Annotated in this window: 14 protein-coding genes, 1 tRNA gene and 1 pseudogene; 8 read left to right on the forward strand and 8 right to left on the reverse strand. The window is 42.2% G+C overall.

The window, feature by feature from the left end:
* Positions 1-130 precede the first annotated feature (130 nt).
* Both RMZ43_RS14030 and RMZ43_RS14035 read left to right on the forward strand, forming a co-directional pair.
* Complete coding sequence (locus tag RMZ43_RS14030) at positions 131-844, forward strand: type 1 glutamine amidotransferase domain-containing protein (protein ID WP_322654788.1); 714 nt, start codon at positions 131-133, stop codon at positions 842-844.
* A 771-nt stretch (positions 845-1,615) separates the two neighbouring features.
* The gene (locus RMZ43_RS14035) at positions 1,616-3,691 is read left to right on the forward strand and encodes an outer membrane protein assembly factor (protein WP_322654787.1); all 2,076 of its coding nucleotides are present in this window, start codon (positions 1,616-1,618) and stop codon (positions 3,689-3,691) included.
* Between the two features lie 25 nt (positions 3,692-3,716).
* Here RMZ43_RS14035 and RMZ43_RS14040 read toward each other — a convergent pair whose 3' ends face one another.
* Positions 3,717-4,571: an Rpn family recombination-promoting nuclease/putative transposase gene (locus tag RMZ43_RS14040; protein WP_322654786.1), complete on the reverse strand. Its 855-nt coding sequence runs from the start codon at positions 4,569-4,571 to the stop codon at positions 3,717-3,719.
* Between the two features lie 339 nt (positions 4,572-4,910).
* Between RMZ43_RS14040 and RMZ43_RS14045 the strand changes: the two genes are divergently transcribed.
* Positions 4,911-6,533 (forward strand): serine/threonine-protein kinase, encoded by a 1,623-nt coding sequence (locus RMZ43_RS14045; protein WP_322647902.1) that lies wholly within the window; start codon positions 4,911-4,913, stop codon positions 6,531-6,533.
* A 509-nt stretch (positions 6,534-7,042) separates the two neighbouring features.
* Here the strand turns inward: RMZ43_RS14045 and RMZ43_RS14050 are convergent.
* Positions 7,043-9,256: an Ig-like domain-containing protein gene (locus tag RMZ43_RS14050; RefSeq protein ID WP_322654784.1), complete on the reverse strand. Its 2,214-nt coding sequence runs from the start codon at positions 9,254-9,256 to the stop codon at positions 7,043-7,045.
* A gap of 118 nt (positions 9,257-9,374) precedes the next feature.
* A complete protein-coding gene (locus RMZ43_RS14055) occupies positions 9,375-10,337 on the reverse strand; it encodes a glycosyltransferase (protein ID WP_322654783.1) in 963 nt (320 codons plus the stop codon).
* 339 nt (positions 10,338-10,676) lie between these two features.
* Between RMZ43_RS14055 and RMZ43_RS14060 the strand changes: the two genes are divergently transcribed.
* The gene (locus tag RMZ43_RS14060; RefSeq protein WP_322647898.1) at positions 10,677-10,949 is read left to right on the forward strand and encodes a hypothetical protein; all 273 of its coding nucleotides are present in this window, start codon (positions 10,677-10,679) and stop codon (positions 10,947-10,949) included.
* Between the two features lie 893 nt (positions 10,950-11,842).
* Here the strand turns inward: RMZ43_RS14060 and RMZ43_RS14065 are convergent.
* Positions 11,843-13,006: pseudogene (locus RMZ43_RS14065) on the reverse strand (CapA family protein); the annotation flags it as partial.
* Between the two features lie 933 nt (positions 13,007-13,939).
* Between RMZ43_RS14065 and RMZ43_RS14070 the strand changes: the two are divergent.
* Together RMZ43_RS14070 and RMZ43_RS14075 are read left to right on the forward strand one after the other, a co-directional pair.
* Positions 13,940-14,782 (forward strand): hypothetical protein, encoded by an 843-nt coding sequence (locus RMZ43_RS14070; protein ID WP_322654781.1) that lies wholly within the window; start codon positions 13,940-13,942, stop codon positions 14,780-14,782.
* Positions 14,783-15,022: 240 nt separating this feature from the next.
* Complete coding sequence (locus RMZ43_RS14075) at positions 15,023-15,385, forward strand: hypothetical protein (RefSeq protein WP_322654780.1); 363 nt, start codon at positions 15,023-15,025, stop codon at positions 15,383-15,385.
* A 388-nt stretch (positions 15,386-15,773) separates the two neighbouring features.
* On the opposite strand, the gene RMZ43_RS14080 is transcribed toward RMZ43_RS14075, so the two are convergent.
* Positions 15,774-15,858: transfer RNA gene (locus RMZ43_RS14080), tRNA-Ser, on the reverse strand.
* Positions 15,859-16,754: 896 nt separating this feature from the next.
* Between RMZ43_RS14080 and RMZ43_RS14085 the strand changes: the two genes are divergently transcribed.
* Both RMZ43_RS14085 and RMZ43_RS14090 read left to right on the forward strand, forming a co-directional pair.
* Positions 16,755-17,777, forward strand: coding sequence for a serine hydrolase (locus tag RMZ43_RS14085; protein ID WP_322654779.1), 1,023 nt, complete (start codon positions 16,755-16,757; stop codon positions 17,775-17,777).
* A 119-nt stretch (positions 17,778-17,896) separates the two neighbouring features.
* Positions 17,897-18,901: a 2-hydroxyacid dehydrogenase gene (locus RMZ43_RS14090; RefSeq protein ID WP_322647895.1), complete on the forward strand. Its 1,005-nt coding sequence runs from the start codon at positions 17,897-17,899 to the stop codon at positions 18,899-18,901.
* 43 nt (positions 18,902-18,944) lie between these two features.
* Here RMZ43_RS14090 and RMZ43_RS14095 read toward each other — a convergent pair whose 3' ends face one another.
* The 3 genes from RMZ43_RS14095 to RMZ43_RS14105 form a co-directional block, all read right to left on the reverse strand.
* On the reverse strand, positions 18,945-19,205 hold the full coding sequence (locus RMZ43_RS14095; protein WP_322654778.1) for a hypothetical protein: 261 nt from the start codon (positions 19,203-19,205) through the stop codon (positions 18,945-18,947).
* Positions 19,202-19,945 carry a M50 family metallopeptidase gene (locus tag RMZ43_RS14100; RefSeq protein WP_322654777.1) on the reverse strand — a complete coding sequence of 248 codons (744 nt, stop codon included), beginning with the start codon at positions 19,943-19,945 and terminating at the stop codon, positions 19,202-19,204. Before RMZ43_RS14100 ends, RMZ43_RS14095 begins: the two co-directional genes overlap by 4 nt.
* A 277-nt stretch (positions 19,946-20,222) precedes the next feature.
* Positions 20,223-21,086, reverse strand: a complete 864-nt coding sequence (locus RMZ43_RS14105) for an FHA domain-containing protein (protein ID WP_322654776.1) — start codon at positions 21,084-21,086, stop codon at positions 20,223-20,225.
* Positions 21,087-21,297 lie beyond the last annotated feature (211 nt).

Below are 21,297 nucleotides of genomic sequence, written 5' to 3' on the forward strand. Positions count from 1 at the left end.
GCTAAATCTTTATACAGTTAGCTCTTATGGTTTTTCAGGCAATCAAATAGAAGTCCTATATCAGGTAAACACAAGCTCTTTGAAGGTTTATCTGATGCCAATCTTTGATTTAATAATGGGAACTAACTTTATGTCTCAGAAAGTTCTAGTTGTTTTAACCAGCCATAACACCTTGGGAAACACAGGCAAAGAAACCGGATACTATTTGCCAGAAGTGAGCCACCCAGTCGCCGTTTTCGAGCGAGCTGGCTTGACTGTTGATTACGTAAGTCCCAAAGGTGGGAAAGCACCCATGATTGGGATTGATCGTAATGATCCAGCGAACGCTGCATTTCTCGACAACCCTGAGAAGATGGCACAGGTGGAAAATACTTTGAACCCAAGTGAGGTTGATCCATCAGCTTATGATGCAATCTTCTTTGCGGGTGGACATGGCACAATGTGGGATTTTGCTGACAATTCTCAGTTGGCTAGCATTGCAGCAAGCATCTACGAACGAGGTGGTGTAGTTTCTGCGGTGTGTCATGGCCCTGCTGGGTTGGTCAACATTCGACTTTCAAACAATGAGTATTTAGTAGCCGGAAAGAAAGTGTCTGTCTTCACCAACGAAGAAGAAGCAGCAGCAGGATTAACCGATATTGTACCCTTTCTGTTAGAAGCAAAATTAATTGAGCGAGGTGCAACAGTAGATAAAGCACCGAACTTTCAGGCAAAAAGTGTGGTGAGCGATCGCTTAGTTACTGGACAAAATCCAGCCTCAGCAACAGGTGTTGCTGAAAAGGTCGTAGAACTTCTGAAACAGCAAAGTCCTAGCCTTGCCTCAAGCGCAGGTTGGGCCGAATAGAAAAAACAAGAGATAATATTTCTTTAACAAGAAGAATCATTATGGTGAGAAAGGGGTTGCCGATGGTAACTCCTTTCTCACTATAATTTTCTTTTAATAAACAGAAATATTTATTAGAAGTGAATAACAATACTATAGGAATCGTATTTGATTTTTGAAATTATCTCCGTGGGCGGGGAGTAGGGAGTAGGGAATAGGGAATTAGGCTTTTTAATTTGTACCAAGCTTTTTCAGAAATCAAACATTAGTCCTATATTTAATATTAAAACTCTATAAGAATCGTATTTGATGTTTGAAATTATTTACGGGGGCAGGGAGTGGGGAGTAGGGAATAAGGAATTAGGCTTCTCGATCTGTACCGAGCTTTTTCATAAATCAAATATTAGTCTTATATTCCTTCAACTTTTAAAGCAATATTTATTACCCAGGCGTACAGAATTAATAGTAAATGGGGATCTGAGCATTTCATACTGCTAGCGTGAAACAAAAAATGATAATTAACTGTCTAGTATATACAAAGGTATGAATGGGTAAATCCACAAATAAGCTGGAAGTTAGTGTTATCCCTATTCCTGAACCTTTGTATAACTCAATACAGTTCAGTTAAGCATTTCTTTCTTCTCTCTGCGTCCTTGGCATCCTTGGCGGTAGCCTGCGGCAAGCCGAAGCGTCTACGTTAAAAAAATTGAGTTTGACAAAGAGTTTTAGCCTTAACTGAACCGTATTTTTGTATAACTAACTCTCAGTTAATTAGCTTAAATATTATATATTATGAAAATTTCTGCTACTGCAATTTTGACTTTAGCGACTTTGGCTGCTGCCAATGTTACTCAGCAAGCAACGGCTGCACCGACTAAAGCCGTCACTCCAACTACAAAAATTGATGACTTAGTAGTGCCAGTAATTGAAGATACTCCCACCCGTATAGAAACAATTGCTTCGCCAGAAACTATAGTTGCACAACAATTTTCCCAAAATACTGCCCCAGTGCCAACAACTGTTAACAACAACTCCACAGTAGTTTTAAAACCAGTAGACAAGGCAACACTAAAACAATCAGTAATAATCCCCCTTATTTCCTCTGCTTCTCGTCCCCAAACCCCTGCTACAGATAACTATTTAGTAGTTACGGCTACAGATGTACAGGTAGTAGGAGCCAATCAGGAATTGCAGCAAATCATTCGCAAAGTAATTAAAACCCAGGTGGGTGGAGAAACCAGTCAAAGCCAGCTACAAAAAGATGTAACCGCAATTTTAGATACAGGTTTATTTAGCAATGTCAGTGTGAATAGCTTTAGCACACAGGCTGGATTGAATGTAGTTTATCAAGTGCAACCGGTGATTGTGCGCTCGCTGCAATTATCTGGTGCTAAAGTACTCACCTACCAAGTAGCCCAACAACAGTTACAATCTCAAATTGGAACAACCATCAGTCCTGCTGGACTCCAGCAAGCAGTAGCACAAATTAACAAATGGTACGCCGACAATGGTTATAATTTGGCACGGGTGTTATCAATTAAACCCAGTTCTCAAGGTATTCTCACTGTAAATGTTGCTGAAGGTTTGGTGAGTAATATTAAATTTCGCTTTGTCAACGACGAGGGTAAAACCATTGATAGCAAGGGTAATCCCGTGGGAGGACGCACCAAAACAGATTTCCTGCAACAGCAACTCAAGCTAAAACCTGGTCAAATCTTCCAAGAAAATATAGTTAAACAAGACATACAACAGCTATATCGGACTGGTTTATTTGAGACTGTAAATGTTGCCTTAGAAGGAGATGCGACAAAACTAGATTTAGTCTACCAACTCAAAGAAACTGGGGCGCGTGGTGTTAACTTGGGTGGTAGTTACAATGCCGATCAGGGGTTGATAGGTACAATCAGCTATCAAGATCAGAATGTTGGTGGTGTTAATGATACTTTCGGTGTGAATGTTGGTGTAAGTAGCCGAGACTTGCAGTTTAATAGCAAATTTATTAGTCCCTATCGGATAACTAACCCCGATCGCTTAGGTTACACTGTGAATGCTTTTCGTAGTCAAGAACTTTCGGAAACCTTTGACGACAAGATTAAGCTTGCTAACGGCGACAAAGTTCGAGAAGGTCAAATTGGTGGTGGTGTCAGCTTACAGCGACCAATTGATGACTGGAATACCTCATTAGGATTAAACTATACCCGAACTAGTATTCGCGATCGCCAAGGTAATATTACCCCAACCGATGCTCAAGGCAATCCCCTATCTGCGAGTGGAACTGGTGTTGACGACCTAACTACCGTATCCTTCACCGCCACCAAAGACCAACGAGATAATCCCCTCAATCCCACTAAAGGTTCCGTTTTGAGTTTGAGTACAGAACAATCTGTCCCCATCGGTCAAGGAAATATTTCCTTAAATCGCCTCAAAGCCAATTACAGCCAATATTTGCCAGTGCAGTTATTTAACACCAAACAACCACAAGTATTTGCAGTAAATCTGCAAGCTGGTACTGTCCTTGGTAATTTACCGCCCTACGAAAGCTTTAACTTGGGTGGTTCCAACTCAGTACGCGGTTACGATTCTGGAGATGTCGGGAGTGGTCGCAGTTATGTGTTAGCTTCTGCAGAATATCGCTTCCCCGTCTTACCAATCGTAGGGGGTGTATTATTTGCCGATTTTGCCTCAGACTTAGGCTCCGGTGATACTGTATTAGGAGATCCAGCAGGTGTGCGAGGCAAAGCAGGCTATGGTTTTGGTTATGGGGCTGGAGTGCGCTTAAATTCACCACTAGGCTTAATTCGGGCTGACTATGGCATTAATGACCAAGGAGAAAGCAAAGTGCATTTAGGGATAGGTCAGCGATTTTAAGAAAATGAGCATTCAGGACATTATTTTACGCGCCCTGCTGTGCGGCGCTCTGGACAGATTCTAAATCAACATTTAGCTGTTGAGCTATCTGCTCCACGCTCATCCCCGTTTTTAGTAATAAGGGCACAGTTGCTTTTAATATTTCTTCCCGTCCCTCAGCTTTCGCTTCCTGATAAATCCTCGTTTGCTCTAACAACATTTCAGCTTTCTGTTCTTCTCGTCCCTCAGCTTTGGCTTCCTGATAAACCCTTGTTTGCTCTAAAGTCAATCCTAGCATAGCTTCCACTTCCTCTCTACTCAAAGATGAAAACTTGTAAACAGCAATTGTGGTAATGATATCTATTATTTCGTTTTTCGTCAGTGCATCCTTTGACTCTAATTGTACCTGCTTAATTAATTGCTTTGCTTGCTGTGCGAGCGCTTTCTCTGAGGCGATTGTCAATTGCATTAAATTGATGCCGATTGATTGCTGATTGGAAGTGCCCAATTCATCCAAATAAATTCGTTGCACTTGGTCGCTGTTCAAAAATAATCGATGAGTTTTTGTATCACTAGGTTCCAAACTGCGTGATGGAAAAATTACCACACAATACCAGTCATCATATTGAGATTGATTCCGGTTCAAATACATCATCGACTTAGTAAAGAAGCGATGATAAAGAGCTTCATCTCTCTGAAATTGAACTTCTGCAAAAAAGATAATTCGGGGTGTCGCACCTTCTGGAGGTAAAAAGACCCCATCAATACGAAAGGCCGTTTCTTTGACCTCAACAGACTCAAATCGATAGTTCTGTGCCTGTTCAATCCGGTAATCAACGAGTTCAAAAATAAACCACGGAAATCGCTTAAAAATTTGGTAATAAATGGTGTCGCGTTTCACTAAAATATCCGAAATATGCTAATTATTAACTTACTAAAAATTACAAAATTGCTCTTTGGCATTGTAGCAAGTAAAGTGTTATTTATCACATCAAAGGCGTGGAAGACAAATTGAGCCTGTTTCCTACTTCAGGATTTCTTGACTCTCGCGTTATCCTATAAAGATAAAACTGTTGTGTTTATAGGGAGGTCTTTCTTACTTGGATTCCAACAACTAAATCATCCCGTAAGATAGACAGGCAAAAACCCTGCCCCATATCAAAAAATATGGGAAAATCTTTTAGGAATCCCTTAATACTCAGGACTCGCTACTTATCTGCTCACTCAGGACTCAGGATTTATGTTAGCAGGCACAATTTTGCAAGATGGAAAATATACCCTAATTCAAGAAATAGGGCGGGGTGGCTTTGGCATTACGTTTAAAGCTACGCATCACTACTTGGGCCAGGAGGTGGTGATGAAAACCATCAATGAACGGCTGCGACAACATCCTGATTTTGCAAAATTTGAGCGCCAATTCCAAGATGAAGCCAGACGATTAGCTACGTGTATTCACCCAAATATAGTCAGAGTTAGTGATTTTTTTGTCGAGGCTGGACTGCCTTACATGGTGATGGAATACATTCCTGGCGAAACCTTAGGAGACGCATTTGTATTACCAGGGATACCTTTACCAGAAGCCACAGCAATTCATTACATCCGGCAAATTGGTGCAGCCTTGCAGGTAGTACATAACAACGGTTTGTTACATCGAGATGTCAAACCAGATAATATTATCCTTCGTGAAGGAACCCAGGAAGTAGTACTGATTGATTTTGGCATTGCTAGGGAATTTAATGGCAGTGTCAGGCAGACTCACACAGGTATGGTTTCTGAAGGTTATTCTCCTATTGAGCAGTATTTGACGCAAGCACCGCGCACACCCGCCACAGATGTTTATGGTTTAGCGGCAACCTTGTATGCACTGCTGACAGCTCAGGTTCCTATGCCAGCATTGTTGCGCGATCGCGAGCAAATGCCTTCCCCCCGCGAATTGCAACCACACTTAAGTGCTTCTGTCAACCAGACCGTAATGCGCGGTATGGCGGTGGAATCTCGTTTTCGGCCAGCGACAGTTGCTGAGTGGTTACAACTGCTACCTGGAAATGGGGCTAATATGACACCGCAAGCCTTAGCCACTTATGCAGTGCCAACTGTCAATTTATCTGCCCAGCAGGCAGTAACTTTAATTGGGAATGGGAAAACTTCTCAGAATGGCATTCATAAACCATCTGGTTTGGCGCAGCCCAACCCAGGCATGGCTAAAAAAAATGTACTGGCAAAAAAACTGGGATCATCTCAAATATTCATTGGTATAGGTGTAGCCCTGGTTGCTGCTACGGCGGGTTTTGGCATCACTAGCATCTTACCCAAATCTCAGCCACAGCCAACCGCAAAACCACTTTTTGAACAGCCAACTCAAGAACCACCTGCAAAAGTTCCTAGCTTAGAGAGTCGTGAAGAGACTAACACCACCTCAAGAAGCGAATCAGCACCTGTTTATAATTCCAAGCAGCGTCGGCGTAATCGTCGTTCTTTCCCACAAGAAACTCCTAACATTCCTACAAAATCACAACGCGGCGATTCTGAGCAATCCGCACCTTCACCTAAAGTTTCGCCTACCCCCTCGTTAGTCGAAAAACTACGGGCTATTCGTTCATCTCGTAGTGCTTCTCCTGCACCACTACCAAAAAATAACTCACCCGCTTCTAATCAGAATTCTGCTTCTCCTCAACCGATAGTTCCGTCAAATCCTGTGGTTATACCAACAGCGCCAGCGACAGAATCTAAACAGTCAGAATCCAAACAGTCAGATCCTTCTGCTGTAGTAGTACCGACACTGGATAAGCAAAATTCACCGACTGATAGTCAACCCCAGAACGATCAGAAATCTCAGGAAAAGCTACAAGATGACAATAATTAGTCAATTTTAAATTTTTATTCAATCTAAAATTTAAAATTCACAATCTAAAATTGAACGCCTCTTGCTAATACAAAAACATCTTTTTGTTTATTATTTTATCTTTAGGTAAATTTATTATTTACTCTTTTGACTATTCTCGTCATCTAAAAAACTTCTCTCTAAATCAATACTTTAGCCAAAATAAGAGGATGAAGAGAGGGCCGATGTAATAAAGTTATTGTCTTCGCATAAATTTCCCAGCTTGCGTGCGATCGTAAACTTTGAAGAGATAGGGCTGCGGTAGTAGAGTTATTGTCTCTGACAACGACAACTCAAAACCACGGCTTAAAACAACGCTAAATCAATGGTTTTAACTCTTTTATTTTACAAAACTCACAACTTGTTCCAATTTGTACGTATCCCGGCTGTACCCCATGTTGAGGGCGTTTTGACGGTGGACAAAAAAATGGCGCGATCGCCCCAACAATTAAGTTGATGAGACATCGCGCTTTGCAATTGCATTTTTTAACTTAGATAGTGACAAAATCAGCAGAGGTAATCAGATTGGAGTTGATTCCTGTCAGGGTGGCTAACGTTTCACTGCCTAACTGGATCGAGGTATTGCTGCCACTGGCACTGATGGTCAACTGCCCAAAGCTCAATCCGCCTGTCAAACCGATGAAGTCAGCCCCGTCTGTGTAGTCAGTGATGGTGTCGCCTCCAGCATTTTTTGCCAGCACAAACGTATCCCGTCCTGCACCTCCTGTGAGCACGTCTGGTCCATTGCCGCCGTTGAGCAAATCATCCCCAGCCCCGCCACTCAGCGTATCGGCTCCATTGAAACCGCTGATAATGTCATCACCTGCGGTGCCAGTCAGCGTTTGTTTGCCATTGCCGCCATTGATGGTTCTGCCCACTGCTAGTGTCACCGTTGCGTTATCCGTCAGGTTGCCATCGCTGAGAGTGTAGACAAACGATGCGCTGCCGCTGGTGTTGTTGGCATTGGCAGTAAAGACAATATTGCTGCCGTTGATGGCAACTGTGCCTGAGGAACTGGTGACATTGGTAATGCTCAAGTTGGAGTTGGCATCGGGGTCAGTGTCGTTGCCCAGCAAGCTGGCAATGGCGATCGATTTAGCAATGCCTGCACCGGCCGTAAAGCCACTATCATCATTGGCTATGGGCGCTTCGTTAACGTTGCTCAAGGTGAGGGTATAGTTGGTTGAGGCATCGGGAGTGTTGCCCACCGTGGAGTCATCCACGTTCACCGTGACGTTGTAAGCTGCTTTACCTTCATAGTTGAGGCTGGTGTTGGCTTTGAGGTAGAGGGCGTTGTTTTGAATGGCAAAGAAATTGGCATCAGCTCCACTCAGACTGAGGGTGTTACTGCCCAAACTGTCGTCAGTGACGCTGATATCGGCCAGCTTAATTGCGGAGGGAGTGGGGGTATTTTCTGCCAGCGTGGTGGTAGGGTTGAGTAGATTGACGGCAGTGGGAGCGGTATTGGAAATGGTGTTAATGGTGCCATAGACATCATTATTACCGCTCGAGGCAGTGTTGCCTGAAAAGGTAACATTGCTTCTCCCGACTGCGGGAGCTGTCGTCACACCTGCTTGAGTCACTAGGTCAGGCGTCACAGCAAAGATCGCCCCGCCTAAGCCCTTTCCATTGCTCGCTCCGGTGCCACCTGTGGCGGAGTTGCTGGTGAAGCTGGTGTTGAAAAGGGTGAGGCTGCCTGACCGAATGAAGATGGCACCGCCTAACCCCGCACCGCCGCCGCCAGTACCGCCAGTACTGCCAGTACCGCCGCTGCCGCCGCCGCCGCTGCCGCCAGTACCGCCGCTGCCGTTACCACCGCTGCCGCCGCTGCCGCCGCTGCCGCCGCCGAAGCCGCCGCTGCCACCGCTGCCACCGCTGCCACCAGCGCCACCGCTGCCACCGCTGCCACCACCAGCGCTACCACCACCACCACCACCACCACCACCACCACCACCAGCGCCACCACCAGCGCCGAAGCCACCTAAGCCACCGGAGCCACCCAAGCCGCCGTTGCCACCCAAGCCGCCGTTAAAAGCGCCACCATCGCTGCTGCCGTAGGCGCCGCCGCCGCCGAAGCCGCCGAAGCCGCCGCCGCCGCCGAAGCCGCCGCTGCCAAAGCCGCCAGTTCCGCCATCGCCACCAGGACTACCGTTGGCGCCATCCCCGCCGTTGCGGCCACCAGACTGCAATATAAATCCACTGGCGGAGTTGCCGCCACCGCCGTTCAAACCGTTGTTGCCAGTGCCACCGTTACCGCCGATCGCCTGGTTGTTGGTGAAGTTGACGTTGTTGATGGTGACAGTGCCGTTGTTAATAAATAGGGCACCACCAAACCCACCGTTACCCCCTGCACCATTGACACCATTGCTGCCTTGCGCCCTACCGTTTGCTAGCGTCAGGTTCGCAATAGACACAATACCTTGACTGACAGAAAATAATGACACATCGCCTGCGTTGTTAATGCCGTTGTTGTTGACATCGCCGCTGATGGTGAGATTACTGCCACTCGTGCCTTGAATGCTGATGTTGCTCGTAATGGTTGGTAAGGCACTAGTCAGGCGGAAGGTAGAATTGGCAGCCACATCGAAGATGATGATGTCATCGCCTGCCGTGTTGTTAGCGGCAATGATTGCCTCTCGTAGCGAATCAGCGTTGTTGCTGGTGTCGTTTTCGTCATTGATGGTGTTTACAGTGAACGTTGCCATGATTAAAATCTCTTAAGCTATCAACAAGTTAATCGGTCGAGATACTGGTCAAATGGAATCATTGGGGTTGGGATGTTCCACCTCTGGTTTGGGAGGGGAACGATTGCCAGGAATGGCTTCAGGCAGCGTGAGAGTAAGAAGGATAAGAAGCCCTGTCGCTCTCCTCGTGGGGGATAGAATCGGACTGCTGCAATCGCTGCGAGGTAGTAGGTACAGCACCAGCATTGGTTGGCTTTTGATCGATAAAGAATCTTGCTTGCACTTCCACCCGCAGTTGATAGCGATCGCTCAAGCCGCGTCGAAATAATGCCTCGTTAATTGCAAGCTGCGACTTCAGCACTTGTTCAATCGTGCGAGTGCTGCTGACACTGGTCGGATGCAAACGGTAGTAGTAGAGCGGCTGATTCAAATGCCAAACCTCGGTCACTTCTGACAGGCGCAAACACAGGTCGTAATCCTCGACTGATTCAAACGCTTCCCGAAAGCCGCCAATCTGCTCATAGACCGAGCGACGCAACAGCCGGAAGTGAAACGTCATGAAGTCAATTAGCAGTCGGTCTGGGCTGTAGGGGATTTGGCAGCGATGCCCTAACCCTTGTACCTGTCCGCCTGCGTTTATTGTCCAATGATCGGTGTAGACCATGCCCACTTCTGGATGAGAGTTCAGCACCGCAATAGTGAGTTCCAGCGCTCGGAAATCTAAGGCATCATCGCTATCGACCTGACCAATGTAGGTGCCTTGAGCCGCAGCATAAGCCCCCTTGAGGGCATGAGCGGCACCTTGATGAGCGGCAGCGATGACGTGAACGCGAGCATCTTGTTGAGCATAGTGATTGGCAATATCTAGGGAGCGATCGGTTGAGCCATCGTCCCAAATCAACAGTTCAAAGTCTTGGTAGGTTTGGTTCAGCACGCTGCTGATTGCCACTTCTAAGTAGCGATCGCGGTTATACACTGGCATGACGATCGATACCAAAGGCGGTTTGGAATCAGTAGATGATGACAAGAGAGCGTCAGCGAAATTAGGAGAAACCGTTGCAATACTGTGATTTGAATAATTGCGATTTAGTTTAGAAGACATAGAAGCTAATGGCTATGGAAAGTTTAGATAGTAAAGAAGGCAGGAGGCAGAGGGCAGAAGGGAAGAATTTGAACGGGGCAATAAAGCCGCCCAATTCTTGGCCACCAAATCAGAGATTATGGTGGGGGACGTAAGAACATGTTCCCTCTGGTCACGGGCAGAAGGCGAAGACAGTATTCCTTCTGCCTCCTGCCTTCTGCCTTTCTTGTTGAGAAGATTAGGGGGTTATCTTGAGGCTGGCGCATCTGCTGCCCGATATTTCCATGCAAAAACAGCACGACAATAGCGAACACTGTCGAGAAAGGAAGCGTCTAAGCTGTAACGAAATCGGCTAAGATAATGAGACTAGACTTAACACCTGTTAGTGTCGCTAGTGTGGTGGTGCCTAACTGCACCAAGGTATCGCTGCCACTGGCACTGATAGCGATCGCTTCCAGCTCGGTTAGGTCTCGGATCTCACTCGACGGAGATTTGCACGGAACCGAAAGTATTAAAAATTACCTAATCGATAAAAACAATATTGCGCCTCCAAGCCTTCTAAGCGCTTTCCAACTTTGCCCCAGCCTTTTAGAGCAAGGGCAAGACCTTTGTCCAAAGCCAGCTAACTATTAATTGTGTAACGCGAATTGCGGTGACAGTGAGTCCTTGAGGAACTACAAATGAGAACTCATCAAGATTGTTTTGCAAAGATTCGGGTAATGCACCTGTGATGATATTCTCTCCTACACTCAGGGAGCTAAGTGCAGTGGGATTGCGTATATCATCTGAAAGATCGTCATTGACTGCTTCATTTCATAATTGAACTGCTGTCATTTTTCCCTAAATTACAGGTTTTGAGACGTGCGGATAAAACAGTACCAGTCAGTCTCAGCCAATTGTGATATTCCACTTTTGATCCAGTAATGGTCACATCACACAAGCTAGATAAACAATAGAAGTAGTGATTTGTGAAAGTCAAGTTTTGGTATAAAAATTTAACTAATTTTCTGGCAGAGAAAATTAGAAAATGCCGACACGCTATCTGCCAGCATTTAACCCCATATTCTGTACCCCTACTTAATTTATCGGTAATTACTGAGATAAAAGTAAAACTTAGAATCAAAATAGACATTTAAATTCAGAAACTACAGTTATGCCGGATGGAAGAATTTCCAGTAATATCATGGTCGAATAAGCTGTTTAATAAGTCCGTTGTACACAGAGTATATAAGAGACTACCTTTGAGCGATGTCTGACGACAAGCCGCCCTTGAGCGTCTACGCTTCCATGATGTTTGGCAAAAATAGAGTCAAAAGCCTGAGCGTATTTTATTAGCGCAAATTTTTGCCAAGCTCACTTCTTTAGGGCGTATTCATCCCAGTTCTACGGGCATTGAACCCTCGTAGTTTGGCTAAGGTATTGTAAATCTCTCTCCTTTTAGGATAGATATTTTGGACTTTTGCCCTTAAAGGTCGGGAAGAGGTTAAGTTTTTCTTGGGCTTTTCTACATTAACTGAATTGTCAGATTTATTCTTCTGTACAACAACCTCACCCTTCTTATTAATCTTTACCGGATTTTTGGGAAAAGCTTGAGTATTCAAAGAACGCATAAGTTTCACAGTCCGAAAATACCGATCAATTTGAGGGATTCCCTGCCCATTCATCCGCACGGGAATAATTTTACTTGATACCAAATTTCCCGCCGAGTTAAGTTTAACTTCTAAAATCATCGAGTCACCCGTCTGGGCATTTGTAGATAAAGTTCGATATCCCAGAAAGTTTCCTAAAGAATAGGCGATGATTTTTCCCTTATAAATTTCCATCGCTCTCGGAACATGAGGCCCGTGCCCTAATACTAAATCTGCTCCCGCATCAATCATGTTTCGAGCAAACTTAATCGAATTACCTCGGTTTTCTCCATAAAAAAACTCTGTCTCATTCTTAACATGTAGCGCCCCCGTTCCTTCGGCTCCAGCGTGCATCGATACTATTACAATGTTGGCTTTATTTTTAGCTTCTTTTATAAGTGCTTGGGCTGCTCCTAAATTATTGATGGAATTATACATTTCATAAGGGGAAAACCCGACCATTGCCACAGGGATATTGTTAGCTTGCAGATAAAGAATTTGATTTTTATGACCTAATGTTGCAATGCCCACAGCCTCAAGATTTTTCTTTGTATCTTTGAACCCTACCGGGCCGAAGTCCATTGCATGGTTATTAGCCATATTAAACACATTAAAACCAGCCTCAGCAAATAGCCGAGCATATCCAGGTGGAGAGCGAAAGGCAAAGACTTGTCCTCGACCAATATCTTTAGTAGTGTAGGGATAATTAGTTAAGCTACTTTCAAAATTACCAAACAAGATATCAGATCCTTGCAAGTGAATTCTCACCGACTTTGGTAATAATTGCTCTCGAAAACGGGGTAATCTATAGTTAGGAAAATTAGTGCCGGGAATAATATCTCCAACGGCTTTGATAGTAATAGTCTCTCGAAAGGTTTGTCCTTTTGTTGATGGCGTAACAGGAATAGCTAATGGGAATGATACAGGTTTAGTGGGTGTAGTAGCAGCGTTTAATCGCTGTGATTGCCCAAGCCGGATAACGATTCCTATACTAATACCTAGATATAAACAGACACTGATAACAATAAATGAGGGTACTTTCCCCATGCTGCGATTTACCATCGTTCACTCCTCACACGATGGCATTAGTGTATCCCAAAAACCTGTGTAGCCAGTGTATATTTTAATGTACTTTTGGTAATGTTTAACTAAGTAAATACTGAAGTATAATTCAGCTTTACACAACAGCAGTTACATATATATACTTAGGCATGGACATCTGTATGCCCTTACTTGTAAATAGTCATATATATCATCTATTTTATTGGAGAAAGAGGACTCCCGTTACAGCGATATTCGCATCGCGATCACACCAGAAGAAGCTTAACAGGAGATGATCTGTATGATGGCTGTAGAAAATTTAGTTGTTTTCTTCTACAAACCCATAGGATTTACCACTATCTCCAAAAAAATTGAGTTTCGCTTAATAGTCTATTTTTTTGTTACAAAAACCTTAAGGTTTTTATTATCATCCGTTAGACGATAATAATCGTGTTTTTATTCACCGCAATGGGTAAACCGTTCGGATATTTATTGCACATAAAATAACTACTTTTGGTATAGGAATCATATTTGATTTTTACAATTATCTACATGGTGCGCGAAGCGCAATAGGGGGGAATGGAGATTAGGGAATATAGAATCTACACTTTTCGAGTTGAGGACGAGCTTTTTCAGAAATTAAATTTTAGTCCTATATGACAATCATCGTGGAAGTTGATGGTTATCAGCAAGTACAGCAAAGATACAGCAAATACTAAAACTATAAAATAACGAAACAACATGAATATGTAGTAGTTATATTGATTAAAATCACACATAAGCAGTGATTTATATTCTACATAGCACTGTAACAATATGATAGGTTTTTAAGTATAAATACTAAACAAAATGTATAGTAAAACGATAGTTATTACCCGTTACATAATCGGTTTCACGAGAAAATCCAAATATTCATTATTGTTTATAATATTATTTTCTTGTTGTATATCATTATTGCTGGCATTAATTCACAGTACATTTAATATAAATATTGTTAAAACAACACTAGGATTAACCTTATTTTTATCAGGATTTTTATTAGATATATTTTTATACTTGGATAATCAAAATAAACTTAATCGCCGAGTAAAATTAGTAAAAATAAGGCAAACAATACCAACATCAAATCATCAAATAATATTTGATACAAAAGGTGGTGGTTTAGAGCAAAATATAGCAAGAGACTTCATTGGAAGAGATGCTATAAATAATAGTACTAAAAATATCACTATTCGAGATAGAAAAGTAGAAGTTAACCCTAATAATATTATTAAGACGTTTGATGAATTTAGGGATATTTTAGTGCAAAGCATAAATCAAAGCTCTGAAGCCTCAGCAGCAATATCTGAGTTCGCAAAGGAATTAACTGAGCAATTACGCAATCAACCAGAAGTAAAATCATGTTTTGATGTAGATAAAAATATCAGTTTACAAGAATTAATAAAAGAAATTTTTATAGATTTATTAACTAATAATTATAACCAAATTGAAAAAGAATATTCTAATAATTTGATTGTTAAGCCTGCCACCGTCGAAACAATAAATATTTCTAATAGTTCACAATTTATAGAATACTTTAGAGATTGTGGCAATAATGAATATGATGTTATTTATCAAAACTATATTATTCATTTATTTCAAGATGAATTGAAACGGTGGCGCTATAAAATCAAAAGAAGTGATTCATCTTTTCTAGAAAGAGAAAATAGAACAAGAGCGCGTAATATATACCTTGCAATTGGAAAAGCTATTATTGAAATAGAAAGAGAACTTACAAATAATTGGACGGAAAAATAATGTTAGATAAAGTAAGTTGATGAATTACTATTAACATACAATAGCAGATGCTAGTTAGCGTTATCATGTCTGCAAGGATAATTTTATGAAAAATTTTTTCATATTGCGTTTATGGATATATTACAAGCTTTAATACTTGCTTTTTAGTATTTATATTCAAATTTTATATTTACAATAAAAAAAGTTACATACCAGTAATTAAAATGTAGAAAATACTATTAATTATCAGGAGATAAGACGATGGCAGGCGATTTCATAATCAATACTAGCGGTGGTAAATTTAATCAAAATATTGGGCGTGATTTTATCCAAGGTAATTACTACACCGGAGGACAACCACAAAGCCTTGTTGAGGCTGTTGCTGAGGTTCAAAAAATTCTTGAACAGCTAGAAAAGTCATACCCTACTGAAACGAAAGAAGGCAAGGAGGCGATTGCTATAGAAACTATCAGACAAATCGACAGCAACCCTACGTTAGCCGCACGGATACTTAGTGCATTAACAGAAGGTAGTGTTTCTGCTTTCGAGCAATTCCTTAATCATCCAGCAGCAAGCTTTGTAATTGCTGCGTTAGGAGATTGGCAAAAAACTAAGGGAACATAAGTATAATATTGTACTTATATTGAAGGTAAAAGGGTGTCTCTACCCAATAGATACCCGTAAGAGAATTTAATCAACCTGTACAAGGCTAAGAATCATTTCAGTGAAGTAATAGACCTATTGAAAATGATGTAATAACTAGCCTTTAAAATCTGTGAAGCGTTAAGGCGGGGGGATAATAACCCCCTTTTTTTATGTGTTCTATTGTTGTTGGATAACTTATTCAACACCTTATTGAATAACTTTAGACAACATAAGAACAAGTGAAGGCATAGGATAATGAAACTAACTATAAAGTATATTCATAGCTTAATTTATTTATATAATTTAAACTAATTAAATCAGTAACTTAAAGCTTAAATAATTGAAATGCTTACAGAATAAGGAAAAACGGAGAGGGGGGGATTCGAACCCCCGTTGGGTTTCCCCAAAACGCATTTCGAGTGCGTCACCATGAACCGCTCGGACACCTCTCCAGGTATATTATTCACACATTTGAATATTCAAATGCCGTGAAGTAAGGGAAATTTTAGCATATTTCCTATAGTACTATAACATTATCGCTCTATCTGCGTAACGGAATGGTTCGGGAACGCCGATGGCTAATTAAGGTGTGTAGATATGGAAAAAGACGTCGCAAATCTTATCTTATTACATCAGCATGACTTAAAAATAACAACACTCTTATTATTCTATAAAATATTTTTTTAATCAGCATCCTCTGATCTCAACCACTCGCACAAAAGCGATCGCACTTGGGGAACCTAGCCTAATTACCTCGAAAATGTCCCTTTTTTTCTCTAAAATCCCATGTATTATATTTCACAGGCTAAAATTCAATTGCACTTATGGAGGAGGATACTAACGGAATTGCGATCGCTGGAGACTAATCACGTTCTCAGGTGTGGGAATGCTGATAGGATATAGCTTTCAGTCTGAATCGACAAAAGCGAGAAATCAGACAAAAATCGAAAAATCAGTCAAATAACCATAAAACAAAATCAATAGCCTATGATTATTAGTCATTTTGTAGTTTTCAGTTTTCAGTTTCCACTTTTTAATCAGTTCAACTGCGGGTGCTTTTTTATCACAATTGCTATGTATAAATCATTGCTAACAAAATTTCAACCGCAATCATAATCTCTTATTATTTGTATAATTACATAATTATTTGATGTAATATAAACATATTTTTTAAATTTACCCTTGTGTTTTTTTATTACAATTCTTATTTACAACATTCCCTAAAATCTCTTATTAATATCTCTTGACATTGGATATCTTAGTGATTAATATGTCAATCAATCCGGATTTGATTAACTTCTTCGGAAAATCTCTGTAAATAAATCCAACACGCTCCTCACAGCACTGCATGAAAATACGCTCGCTCTTACTGAGCCTTACAAGTATTATTTTATTATCGTCCCCAGTAAAAGCAAATCCAAATCCAAATCAAATTGGCAACATAAATTACTGGAGTCCAAATCAATCTAATTTACAACTACCAAAACTTAAATTTATTCCTCCGGTTCCTTTAACCGATCCTGTCAACCCAATAAATACTACTAAATTTACTGGTGTAGTTCCTCTCGGGCGAGAGATATCAGAACTAAGAACTCCCATTAAAGCATTAATGGCTCACTATAGATTCCTTACTCCCGGAATCTTTTTTATGGACTTACAAACAGGGGATTATTTTAGTTTTAATGGTGATAAAGCTTTTTCTGCTGCTAGCACAATTAAGTATCCGATTTTGATTGCCTTATTTCAGGAAGTAGATGCAGGGAGAATCAAGCTAAACGAAACTTTAGTGATGCGACGAAAGCATGTCGCTGGCGGGTCTGGAAATATGCAGTATCAACGAGTGGGAACTAAGCTTAGTCTCTTGCAAACTGCAACCAAGATGATGACTATTAGCGATAACACTGCTACAAATATGATTATCGACCGCTTAGGCGGTGCATCTAAATTAAATCAAAAGTTTCGCAGTTGGGGATTACAAAGCACTGTGATTCACAATATGTTAGGAGACTTTAAAGGAACTAATAAAACTAGTGCAAAAGACTTGGTACGACTGTCAGCTTTAATTACAAATAATCAGTTAATTTCTGATACAAGTCAATCCCAAGTTTTAGGTATTATGATTCGTTGTCATAATAAAAGTTTGCTCCCATCTGGCTTAGGTTATGGTGCAAATATTGCCCATAAAACAGGTACTTTACGGTTTGTACTAGGCGATGCGGGTATTATTGAAACGCCATCAGGTAAGCGTTATTTAGCAGGTATTTTCGTGCGAAGACCGAATAATGATATTAGAGCCAGGGATTTTATTCGTCAAGTTTCTCGGGTGATGTATGGTTACTTCGAGCAAGCAAAAGTCAGTCATCTACCTTGAAACAATGCTAAATTGTTTTGTGTTTAAAGCTGCCGAATAGCCCATCATAGACATTGCTTCTCTAACTGCCAAGGTATTATGTAGTCGAACATTGTGCAGTATAGAGTTTGAGGTTTTGCATGAAAGTAGCAGTCTTCAGTACAAAAGTCTACGATCGCAAGTTTTTGTCAGCTGCAAATTCTCGCACCCAACACGAATTAGTGTTTTTTGAACCTCGCTTAAATCGGGATACAGCTATCCTCGCCGCCGGATTTCCGGCGGTTTGCGTATTTGTTCATGATCAGGTTGACGCGCCAACTTTAGAACTTCTCGCTTCACGAGGAACTCGGCTGGTTGTCTTGCGCTGTGCAGGGTTTAACAATGTAGACTTACAAGCCGCAGCAAATTTAGGAATTACTGTTGTGCGGGTTCCCGCCTATTCACCCTATGGGGTAGCAGAACATGCTGTGGGATTGATTTTAAGCTTGAATCGGAAAATTCATCGAGCCTATAACCGTGTCCGAGAAGGCAATTTTTCCCTAGATGGACTGTTGGGATTTAATTTGCATGAGCGCACAGTGGGGATTGTCGGCACGGGCAAAATCGGTCTGATTTTAGGACAGATTATGAAGGGGTTTGGCTGTCATATACTCGCCTATGACGTTTATCGCAATCCCGAATTGGAGGCACTAGGTGGAAAGTATGTAGAGCTACCTGAGCTATTTGCCAACTCGGATATTATCTCCCTACATTGCCCTTTGACTCTCGAAACGCATCACTTAATTAACGCTGAAGCTATAAAACAGATTAAGCCAGGCGTGATGCTAATTAATACTAGCCGAGGAGCGTTGATTGATACTCAAGCAGTAATTGAGGGATTGAAGTCTGGCAAGATTGGCTATCTCGGTGTAGATGTCTACGAACAAGAATCGGAATTGTTCTTTGAAGATTTGTCTGGTGCAATTATTCAAGATGATATTTTCCAGCGTCTGACGACGTTCCCCAATGTACTGATTACCGGACATCAAGCCTTTTTTACAGCAGAAGCTCTCCACAATATTGCAGAAACAACTTTTGCTAATATTGCTGATATTGAACAAGGTCGTTCTTGTCCAAATGAAATTCGCGCTCAAGTGCCAGCTTAGGCAATGGTTAGCGATCGCAATGGCTTTGGACTAAAATCACTAGTCAACCCTGATCATCAGGCAAATTCTCCATTTCCTCAATAATTAGCGTCTGAAAATCTTTGTCACAATGATTATGCAGATGAACCGCAGCAGCTAAAAGTTCTGCGAGAATTTCAGCTTGTTGGTTAACAGTTAAACTAGGTAACTGTAACTGGTTAACTAAGGCTTGTATTTTTAGACACTCTGTATTTAATTCAGCAATCAAAATACTGAGGGTTGAATTCATTACTGCAAAAGGGCGATCGCTAATCTGTCTTTTCATTCTGAACGATAGGCAACGCGGAGACTTTGGACTAAAATCACCAGAGATGCGATCGCCATTAACCCGCCCCAAAACCAGTAAGGTAAAAGCAAATATCGCTGCATTTGCGCTGTATCAGAAAGTCCAAGGGGGCCAGCAGAACTACTAAATAGATAATCTAGTTGATGGTAAGTACTCACACAAGCTTGTACACCTAGAAATTGAATCGCAAATCCTTGTGCCCAGCGAGGTGCTTTCAGGGCAATACCCAAGATTATGAAACCTAGTGAGGGAATTGCCACCAATCCAAAGGAGGAACGTACCCAAATTAACGCGGAAAATAGCAAACAACTCCCTAATATTTTTAAACAGAGGGTTGCTGCTGTAAAACTGCGGGAAGCCAGAATTAAACCTGCACCGGCAAGAGGCGGCCCCATTGGGCCTGCGGCTGCGACTATTGCCGGGCCAATTGGCCCAAATGCCGGCTGAATGCCATAGGTTGCGACACCGGAACCATTGCTAAAAATCTGCAATTTTTGAAACTGTCCCCCTAAGAGGAGTGCCATTAAGCCGTGACCCATTTCATGAAACCAAGTTGCCAGGATCGTAAATGGGTATAAGATATAATCCCCTGCTGGTATTTGCCACAGTAAAGCAGTTGCGATCGCAGCTGCAACTAGCCAGGTTAGGCCCATGCGTTCAACAACTGGTGGGGCTTCTTTGGTAAGCAAGGGTTCAGAATTTTTACTTGGTTCTTTCATAGGTCATTCAATTTTGAATTTTAGATTTTAGATTTTCCCTTCAATTCAAAATCTAAAATTGGCAGTGTATTTTCATCCATCGTAGTGTAATTATTATGGTAATGGAGTTGCTGATCAATGCAACAATTCGCACATCAAAGCGACGGCTATGGGGCTATCAAGAACAACATAGTTATCCGTCGCTTGTTTGATGCGGTTAATTTATTTCTCCTCCAAAGGGATGCCGGAGGATAGCCAGAAAATGCCTAGACTGATGTCACAATTGATAGAGAATCAGTTAAGCAAGTTGAAAGAGGAATGTCATTAAGTCTCCTTTACCCAAACTGATGCGATCGCCTGGTCTTAAGCGATGACGATTTCCTGGTAAAAGTGGCAAATTATTAATGTAAGTGCCATTGGAACTTCCTACATCCTCTACATAATGAGCATCTCCCTCGACGCGAATATCTGCATGAATCCGCGAGACGATTTCTGAATTGGGAAATCCTGAAACATCTATATCAGGGGGAATCCGGTCATTGGGCTTGCCGATATGAATCACAGAGAGATTTTGCGGCAATTCAATTAAGCGATCGCTTTGAACGTGGATTAACCGCGCTGTAACCTGCTGCAATTGTGTTCTGGCAACAGTTGCAGTTGGTGCTGGTGCGGCTGGTTGTACTTCGGCTTCAGGGGCTGGCGCTGGTTCCAAGGGTGGTGGAGTAGGAATACTTTGTATAGATACTACCGGTTGAGCTGCGATCGTTGGCGCTGGTTCTGGAGGGCTGCTTTTAGCCACAGATTCCTCTGGTGGAGCTGCCACCTCTGTTGCTGGTAAAGATGATTCGGGAGGATGAGAGTTAGTAGAACCACTTATACCCAAGGCATCGGGTTGTAAAAGTTCTAGCAGGGGATCGGGTGGAACTAACGGCGGAACTTCCACAGGAACATCGGGAGTAACTGTAGTAGCTACTGCTGTATGAACGTGTGGAACTCCTGCGGAGTGAAGGTTATAGCCACACTGACCACAGAATGCAGCATCTGCCTGCACAGTTGCCCCACAACTGGGACAGTTAGTAGTCGCAGGTAACGGTGTATAGCAAGCTTCACACTGGACAGCGCCATCAGGGTTGGGATGATTGCAATTAGGGCAGACGATCATCGATATTTAGCCTTTGTTCAAGATCATCATAAATATAGGTAGGACTGGCAAGCAGAGGGCGGCCCTAGCTTTAGATTCTAGCAATTACTGCTGATGGAACGATGAATTGGATACGGGGAAGGGGAGCAGGGGAAGTATTTTTAACTCCTAACTCAGCACTGGCTCAACTTTAGCTATCCGCTAACAGCACTCAGCACTCCCAGTTCACCGC

The sequence above is a fragment of the Nostoc sp. CmiVER01 genome (assembly GCF_034531135.2).
GTDB lineage: Bacteria > Cyanobacteriota > Cyanobacteriia > Cyanobacteriales > Nostocaceae > Nostoc.